Annotated in this window: 7 protein-coding genes; 6 read left to right on the top strand and 1 reads right to left on the bottom strand. The window is 54.2% G+C overall.

Annotation, left to right across the window (positions count from 1 at the left end; genetic code table 11):
• The 6 genes from K7G81_RS17585 to K7G81_RS17560 form a co-directional block, all read left to right on the top strand.
• A partial coding sequence (locus K7G81_RS17585; RefSeq protein WP_223032135.1) for a hypothetical protein occupies positions 1–224 on the top strand: 224 nt, incomplete at its 5' end.
• 94 nt (positions 225–318) lie between these two features.
• The gene (locus K7G81_RS17580; protein WP_255587294.1) at positions 319–2,631 is read left to right on the top strand and encodes an N-acetylneuraminate synthase family protein; all 2,313 of its coding nucleotides are present in this window, start codon (positions 319–321) and stop codon (positions 2,629–2,631) included.
• Positions 2,628–3,380 (top strand): acylneuraminate cytidylyltransferase family protein, encoded by a 753-nt coding sequence (locus K7G81_RS17575; RefSeq protein WP_223032134.1) that lies wholly within the window; start codon positions 2,628–2,630, stop codon positions 3,378–3,380. The genes K7G81_RS17580 and K7G81_RS17575 overlap by 4 nt, the downstream gene beginning before the upstream one ends.
• Before the next feature lie 30 nt (positions 3,381–3,410).
• Positions 3,411–3,908, top strand: coding sequence for an acyltransferase (locus tag K7G81_RS17570; RefSeq protein WP_223032133.1), 498 nt, complete (start codon positions 3,411–3,413; stop codon positions 3,906–3,908).
• Positions 3,892–5,199 carry a lipopolysaccharide biosynthesis protein gene (locus K7G81_RS17565; protein WP_223032132.1) on the top strand — a complete coding sequence of 436 codons (1,308 nt, stop codon included), beginning with the start codon at positions 3,892–3,894 and terminating at the stop codon, positions 5,197–5,199. The genes K7G81_RS17570 and K7G81_RS17565 overlap by 17 nt, the downstream gene beginning before the upstream one ends.
• Entirely contained in the window at positions 5,196–6,566 is a 1,371-nt protein-coding gene (locus K7G81_RS17560; RefSeq protein ID WP_223032131.1) for a hypothetical protein, read from the top strand. Before K7G81_RS17565 ends, K7G81_RS17560 begins: the two co-directional genes overlap by 4 nt.
• A 468-nt stretch (positions 6,567–7,034) precedes the next feature.
• On the opposite strand, the gene K7G81_RS17555 is transcribed toward K7G81_RS17560, so the two are convergent.
• Positions 7,035–8,054 carry an IS110 family RNA-guided transposase gene (locus tag K7G81_RS17555; RefSeq protein WP_223032130.1) on the bottom strand — a complete coding sequence of 340 codons (1,020 nt, stop codon included), beginning with the start codon at positions 8,052–8,054 and terminating at the stop codon, positions 7,035–7,037.
• Between the last annotated feature and the right edge of the window lie 137 nt (positions 8,055–8,191).

Here is an 8,191-nt window from a genome sequence, read left to right as displayed (position 1 = left end):
CGCTCGTGATCGAAAACCATCCGCACCGCACGATCGCGGACCTCCGGCGCAAACTTGTTCGTCGTCTTGCTCATACAGGCTCCACCTTCTCAGGAGTTGGAGCCTCCGGCAAACCCGGCGCGGTTCATATCGATGTTGTCGGCGGCTATAGGCTATTTATCTTCGGTGTCGGTCCGGGGTGTTGCCGATGGGTTCGAGCATCCAAACCCTTCGTTGCGCTGTAACGGCAGCGAGTGGCCAGATCAGGACAGCTTGCGGTCAACGAGATTGACATTGCCTCACCACAAAAGCAGGACGTGCGGCGTCGCGACAAGAGGCATGGAAGGGTTGAATTTGTTAGTAGAACGCAACATCGCGCCTTTCGTCGTATTTCAGGGCGAAACCCTGCTCACGGCACTCGGCAAGATGTCTGGGAACAAGAGTGGTTTTCTCTGCGTCATCGACTCGCGCGGCCATGCTACAGGTATATTGACTGACGGCGACGTCCGACGATGGCTCACCTCCCGTGAATTTATCAGCCTTGAGGAGGATGCGCTTGAGGCGGCAAACGCCGATTTTACGAAGCTTAGTGTCGACGCTGACGCTCGGGATATTGAGGCTGCATTCTCAAGCCGGATACGTGCTGTTCCGCTGCTCGATGCCGCTGGCAGGGTCGCCGCAATCGCCTTTGCTAGATCCGGGGCTATGGCGATTGGCGACCGACGGATCGGTGCGGAAGAGCCTTGTTATATAATTGCGGAAATCGGCAATAACCATCAAGGTGAGCTGGAAATCGCTAAGCGTCTTATCGACGTTGCGGTTGAAGCCGGTGCCGACTGCGCGAAATTCCAGATGCGGGATATGACGTCGCTGTATCGAAGCGGGGGCCGGGCGGACGACCCCTCGCAAGATCTGGGAGCGCAATACACGCTGGACCTGTTGGCGCGTTTCAATTTGGGCGAAAAAGAGCTGTTCGCGGCGTTCGACTACTGTCAGAAGAGAGGCATCGAGCCGCTCTGTACACCGTGGGATCTGGTCAGCTTGGAGGCTTTGGAGCGTTACGGCATGCGGGGCTATAAGATCGCATCCGCAGACCTGACTAACCACGAACTTGTATCCGCAGTTGCCGCAACGGGAAAGCCGTTGATCTGTTCGACTGGTATGGCTCGGGAAGCAGAAATAAAAGAGCTGGTGCAACTTTTGCGGGCCGAAGGGGCGATGTTTTCCTTGCTGCATACAAATTCGACTTATCCTGCCCCCTTTAAAGATATTAATTTGCAATACATGGATCGGCTGGCGGAAATTGGTGGCTGCCCTTGCGGTTATTCGGGGCATGAGCGCGGAATCGCCGTACCAATTGCCGCCGTCGCCCGCGGTGCAAACATTATCGAGAAGCATATCACCGAGGATCGATCTCAAGAAGGTAACGATCATAAAGTATCGTTGTTGCCGTTAGAGCTTGGGGAAATGGTGCGTGGCATTCGCGCGGTGGAAGAATCTCTAGGGTCGCGTGATCAAAGAACTCTCACGCAAGGAGAATTGATGAACCGCGAGATTCTCGCGAAGAGTCTCCAAGCTGCGGTTGATATCCCAATTGGGACTGAGATCAGCGATGAAATGATTGTAATTCAGAGCCCCGGGCAAGGACTGCAGCCAAATCGACGCGGGGAACTGATCGGGCGAGTTGCTCGTCGCGATATCCTTGCTGCTACGCCCTTCTTTCCTACCGATTTAGAAGACGAGCGCATCTCAGCAAGACATTATAAATTTGATCGGCCATGGGGCATTCCCGTGAGGTGGCACGACTACAAAAAGATGCTGGAAATTAGTTCGCCGGATTTTCTAGAATACCACCTGTCCTATCGAGATATGGAAGTCGAACTAAAAGATTGGTTCGTGAAGCCCCTTAATGTCGGCTATGTAGTCCATGCGCCCGAATTATTCAAAGGTGATCATACACTTGACCTGGCGGCGACAGATGTTGATTACCGCCGTCAGTCTATTGATGAATTGCAGCGGCTGATCGATTTAACTCGTGATCTTAAGCAATGGCATAATGTCTCTGGCGACCCCTTGATTGTCACAAATATGGGGGGCTTTTCCACAGCTCATGCCCTCCCTGTCTCGATTAGGCCGGAACTCTACGAGCGTATCGAAGAAAGTTTAGCGCAGTTGGATCTGGAGGGCGTAGAGATAGTTCCGCAGACGATGCCGCCCTATCCTTGGCATTTTGGCGGCCAGAGCTATCATAACTTGTTCATGGATCCGAACGAGATCGCAGCTTTCTGCGAGAAGAATAAGATGCGAGTATGCCTGGATGTCTCGCACTCTCAGTTGGCCTGCAACGCCTTTAAATGGTCTATGAAGGAGTTTTGCGAAGTTGTCGGCCCACATACTGCGCATCTTCATATCGTTGATGCGCTCGGAGTTGATGGTGAGGGGATGCAGATTGGCGAAGGAAATATAGATTTCCATATGATAGCGGAGGTGCTCCGAAAGACTTGCCCAAATGCGAGTTTTGTACCGGAAATTTGGCAAGGCCACAAGGATTCGGGGTTAGGGTTTTGGATTGCGCTTGATCGGCTGGAAACATTATTGGCTAATTCGGCAATTGAGGCAGATTCGGTCTTTTCAGGTAAACTTGCTGTATGACTGAGGTGCTTGCGCTTGTGCCGGCGCGAGCCGGATCGAAAGGCTTGCCGGGCAAGAATGTTCGGTTACTTGGCGGTCACCCCCTAATTGCGTGGAGTGTGTTGGCCGCGCGTTCATCGTCGGCTGTTACACGGGTTATATGTACAACGGATAGTTCCGAGATAGCCGCCGTAGCTCGCACGTACGGCGCCGAAACTCCCTTCTTAAGGCCAGCTCAAATTGCTGGTGATGATGCCACAGATTTTATGGTTTTCGACCATGCCTTGAAGTGGCTGAAGGAAAATGAAAATTATCGTCCAGATATAGTCGTTCAGTTGCGACCGACCACGCCATTTCGAGGAGTGGGCTGGATATCGGAGGCAATAGCTCGGATGGTTGCTGACTCCGATATTTCCTGCATTCGGACGGTCACCGTCGCCGAGAAAACGCCTTATAAAATGTGGCGCTTGACTCCCGGCAATATTCTTAAGCCTCTCCTCGAAATGAGCGGAATTGCTGAGCCATTCAATATGCCTCGGCAAGCATTGCCCGAGGTGTATTGGCATACGGGGCAGCTCGATGTGATTCGCGTCAATACTATACTAAGTGGTTCCATGACAGGGCGCCGTATAATTGGCTTTTCGGTTGCTTCGGAAAGTGCCGTTGACATCGATACGATCGACGATTTTACCATTGCTGAAGTCAAATTTGCGGAGAATATGCCTCTTCAACTTGTGACTATGGCTGATATCGCCGTTAATAAGTCTTGATTTCTGAAAAATATGCTTGGTAGCGTCCGCATGATTAGGGCAAGGGTACGGCGGGCTTTTAATGCTCGCCGCGCCATTTGGCGCGGCGCTCGTCTTGGTAGAGGTGTGCGCATTAACCGCGCCAGTCACTTCACCGCGAGTACCACTATTGGTGACTTCGCAAATTTCAATGGAATGACGGTAAGTGGTCGCGGCAGGGTTTATATTGGGCGCTATTTTCATTCGGGAAGCCAATGCCTCATCATCCCGGACAATCACAATTATGATCACGGATCGGCTATACCTTATGGTCCGGGCATGGAGGACGTTTCCAAAGAAGTTATTATCGAAGATTTCGTTTGGATTGGCGATCGCGTGATCGTGCTGGGAGGTGTTACGCTAGGCGAGGGATGTATTATCCAGGCAGGTTCGGTTGTGACAAAAAGCGTGCCGCCGGGCGCGATCGCGGGGGGGCATCCGGCTCGTATTTTCGGCTATCGAGACCGTAATCACTTTGAGCGCTTAAAGGCGCTTGGCCGCTTTCACTAAAATGCTCAGCGTTCAGCGTCTTCGTCGCTCAGCTATCCGGCTCAAAAAAAGCCAGCTGGCGGGCCACGCATTGATCTATCTGGTTAGCACGGCAGTCAGCATGGCGCTGCCTTTCCTCCTCCTTCCAGTGTTTACGCGCCTGCTTCCTCCAAGTGAACTCGGCCCAGTGGTTGTGGTGCAGGGCGCGTTATCTTTTTTTAGAACGATCCTTACCCTTGGATTGCGCCCGGCGGTGCTTCGTTCGTTCATCGCTGACGAGCCCAATGCTGCTCGAAGAACGTTGGGTGGGGCAATTCTGTTCTCCTTTTACTGCACCGTCGGAGGAGCAGTGGCGGCCGCCGGAATTGCTCTTCTTGGCTGGAGGCCTCTGGTCATACCATCGCAATGGCTCGTGTATGTCATACTTGCGGCCGGTGCAAATGCTCCACTCCAATTTTACCTCTCTGTCCTTCAGGCAGAGGGACGGGCAAAGCGGTTTGGCGTCATTCAAAATAGCGCGACCGTCTTGAGCGCTGTCCTCAGTGTATTGTTTCTACTAGCCTTCTCTGGCGATTGGACATCGCGTGCGGCGGGCGTGCTCCTAGGGCCGGCGATTGCCGGTGTTGCTGCCGCTGGACTTGCGGCAAGCGAAAGGTTGCTCCGAAAGCCAAATCGCGAGGTATGGCGAGATAATGGCGCGTTGGCGTGGGCAACGGTCCCACATTCCGCCGTTAACAGCTTCCTTGGCTTTGCAGATCGTTTGTTCGTCGCACATTACGCGACTGCTGCGGTGCTTGGTCTTTATGGAGTTGCATCCCAACTTTGCATTGTTCCATTCGCAATTGGGCTTTCTCTCAATAATGCGCTTCAGCCATGGTGGATGGCTCGCCTTAAAACGACCAGAAATCTCGCCGATTGGAAATCACTACGAAAAACTGGAGTCATGATCTCAATCGGAGTTTGTGCTTTTTGCTTCGTTTACCTGTTTGTTGTATATTTTGCGATTAAAATAGCCCTACCTCCGAACTATGGAAGAGCTTGGCATTTTGTTCCCGTTCTTTTCGGCGCCTCTCTTCTTAATATTATATATTTCCAATTCGTCTCTCCAATATTTTTTTATAAGCAGACAAAAATACTGTCCCGTATCGGCTATGGGAATTTCGTTTTTACGCTAGCCATAATGTTTTTTCTTGCCGATCGGTTGGGGGCGATGGGGGTAGCAATTGCGCTTGCAGCTTCCCGTGGCTTTCTTCTGTTGTGGACGGTGATAACCACCGATCGAATGGTGAAGCGGGAGTTGTCGGCGTCATGACGTTACTTCCCGATGATGATTTGCAGATTGTTTTGGAAGCTGTCCGCGAGCTCGAAGCGCGGTTCGATCTTTTCGATTGGGAATGGAGCGGGATTCCATTTTGGTCGGCATTTCGGCCGTTTATTATAGAAAAAATTCTGCAGCAGGTCAGCGGCGTTGGCCCCGCTCAACAGGCGAAGGCTACTCGCACTTCTGAGCGAATGCGAAATGCTTTGAGCAATATTTCTACACGTAATCCTTGGTTATGGGGTAATCGCGCTCGATTTTTGGTGGCAAGGTGGGAGAGAGGGCAGATCGTCGATGGCCGTGAGGCTGAACCTCTTTCGGACGCGGTGGGAAGCGCGTTACCAGGGTCAGTCATATATTTAGACATGACTGGCAAGAAGCGCGGCAAGGCGAATAATACTTGGAGTGTCGAATCCATCAATATCGCCGCCAAACTCAGCAAAAGGACGGCGCCTTTTTTTGAGACTGCACCGAAAACTACTTCGATTGAAGAGTGGCTTCACGCTAGGTTGGGAGTAAATTTAGATTTAAAAGTATTACTAAAGAATCGTGTAAACGACACAGTTGCACGGCGTGATTTATATAGAAAATTGCTGGAAATGGCTCAGATTGAGCAAGTTTGGTCGGTTGTTTCTTATGCTAATCCAAGTCTTATTCTTGCAGCGAAGCTGATCGGTCTGCCCGTAGTCGATATTCAGCATGGATTATTGAACTATGCCTACGACGGCATCGGCGCTCGAACTGATGTTTGCTTGCCTGATCGGTTGGCTCTTTTCGGTGATCGTTGGACTCGTAGTCTAAGCAATCCGTTTGGCGTCAGGCATAGTACGATCGGCGTAAAGCATATACGAGAACGACTTGATACTACGCCCGCCTTGGAACGCGAAGATTTTTTATTAGTTCTATCCCAGCCAATGATTCGGGAAAGACTACTTACTTTCGCAATGGATGTGGCTAGGCTCACGGGAGCGCCGAAAATTATTTATCGGTTGCATCCCGGCGACGATCAATTGGCCTGCGAGCGGATGATATCTGTCGCATCCGATGTCAAAAATTTCGTTCTGGACCGTGGGGGGGGGGCAGGCAGAACGCTAGAGCTTCAGGCTCGCGCGCACGCCCAACTTGGTACATTCTCGACGGCGGTTCTTGAGGGAGTCGCTCTTGGAACGCCGACCTTAATTTTTCCGGCGACTGGCTATAGCCTAATCGTCCCGTATCTGAGTGATTCTGCGATCGTAATGTCCCCAGGGGATACACTAGAGCGCTATTTCTCGGCTATCCCCCGATTGCAGAGCCCGGAAACAATTGACCCTTTTTTTTCTAATTTTAATATTGAGGCAGTGGATCAACTTTCCAAATAGAGACAGCTGGGCGGCGTGACGTGACACCCGTTTTTTCTTCCAAAAGGAGCTAGGCGGCGTGGACAAATGAGCTGCTGCCCATTTCTGGACCACCCGGCTGGCCGTCATCCAGCTTCTGCCGATAGCGGCGGGCCATGTGCCGCTGATCGGTTTACCAGCGATATCGGCACCTTGTTACCGCTGGATGAAAGCCGGGGGTCATGTGTGGACGACCCCTGTGGCGCAAGGGCTTTTGTGCAGCGACGAGCACCGGTCGGGTGCATCCATGTGTTCGGCCTGTTCGCGCATCACCGCATGGCTGCTGGCCCTGATGAAGTCCGCAGGCCGGCTCCCTAATCACGTCATCGCGCTCGAAGCGCTGTGACCCCCTGGGTTTTGCCGACCCCCGGTCTGACCGGTTCGTCATCACTACTCAGTTACTCCTGCGCCATCCTGCCGCTCGTGTTGTGCGAGGCGGCTGGACGACGGTCACGCAGCCGGCGCCGCGTAGACCTCGTTGCGCGTCATCACCGCCCAGGCGATGCGCGCTGTTTTGTTGGCGAGCGCGACGGTCGCGATCTTGACCGGCTTGCGCTCGAGAAGCCGCGCCAGCCAGGGCTGGCGGGCCGCATCCTTACGCGCCATGCGCATCACCGCGGTTGCCCCGACCACGAGCAGCCGCCGCAGGTAGCCATCGCCCTGTTTAGTGATCCCGCCGAGGCGTTCCTTGCCGCCGGAACTGTGCGGTCGAGGCGTGAGCCCGAGCCATGCGGCGAACTGCCGCCCAGATTGGAAGAGCGATCCATCCGGCACTGCCGCTGCAATGGCCGAGGCGGTAATCGGGCCGATGCCGGGGATCGTGGCAAGCCGCCGGCTTGTCGCGTCGGCCCGGTGCCAGGCAAGGATCTGAGCTTCCAGCCGGTCGATCTCGCTGGCAAGCGCCCTGAGCTGGCTCGCGATGCCGTGAAGCGCCGATCTGGCGTGAGACGGCAAGCTGTCCTGTTGCTCATGCAGCGTCTTCAGCGACGCGGTCACCCCACCGGCACCGACAGCGGTAATGATCCCATACTCCGCCAGATGGCCGCGCAGGGCGTTGATGAGCATGGTTCGTTGCCGCACCATCAGATCCCGGCTCTTGTGGAGCATCAGAACCGCCTGTTGATCCGCCGTCTTTACCGCGACAAAGCGCATCGTCGGGCGCGTCACCGCCTCGCATATCGCCTCCGCGTCGGCGGCATCGGTCTTGCCGCGCTTCACGTACGGTTTCACGTAGGCTGGCGGCATGAGGCGGACGTCGTGACCAAGAGCAATCAGCTCGCGCGCCCAATGGTGTGCCGACCCGCACGCCTCCATGCCGACGAGGCAGCTTGGAAGATCGGCGAAGAAGGGAAGCACTTCCGCACGCCGCAGCTTGCGTCGAACCAACACCTCCCCGCCAGCGCCAATCGCGTGAACCTGGAACACGTTCTTCGCCAGATCCAATCCGACGGTAACTACCTCCTGCTTCATCTGCCGACTCCTAGGCGGCGTGGACAAATTTGAGCCAGTATCTGGTGGTGGCGATGTGGACCATGGATAGGAAGCTGTCGGCGAGTTGGTCATAGCGTGTCGCGATGGCGCGGTTGATCTTCAGGCGTCCGAAGAAG

Origin of the sequence: Hephaestia mangrovi (assembly GCF_019880555.1) — a bacterium.
GTDB classification, from domain to species: Bacteria; Pseudomonadota; Alphaproteobacteria; order Sphingomonadales; family Sphingomonadaceae; genus Sphingomonas; species Sphingomonas mangrovi.
This window is presented reverse-complemented; position numbering and strand designations above follow the sequence as displayed.

Coding starts and splice junctions, on each gene's coding strand:
- K7G81_RS17580 (WP_255587294.1), top strand. CDS start 319: ATGGAAGGGTTGAATTTGTTAGTAGAACGCAACATCGCGCCTTTCGTC.
- K7G81_RS17575 (WP_223032134.1), top strand. CDS start 2,628: ATGACTGAGGTGCTTGCGCTTGTGCCGGCGCGAGCCGGATCGAAAGGC.
- K7G81_RS17570 (WP_223032133.1), top strand. CDS start 3,411: ATGATTAGGGCAAGGGTACGGCGGGCTTTTAATGCTCGCCGCGCCATT.
- K7G81_RS17560 (WP_223032131.1), top strand. CDS start 5,196: ATGACGTTACTTCCCGATGATGATTTGCAGATTGTTTTGGAAGCTGTC.
- K7G81_RS17555 (WP_223032130.1), bottom strand. CDS start 8,054: ATGAAGCAGGAGGTAGTTACCGTCGGATTGGATCTGGCGAAGAACGTG.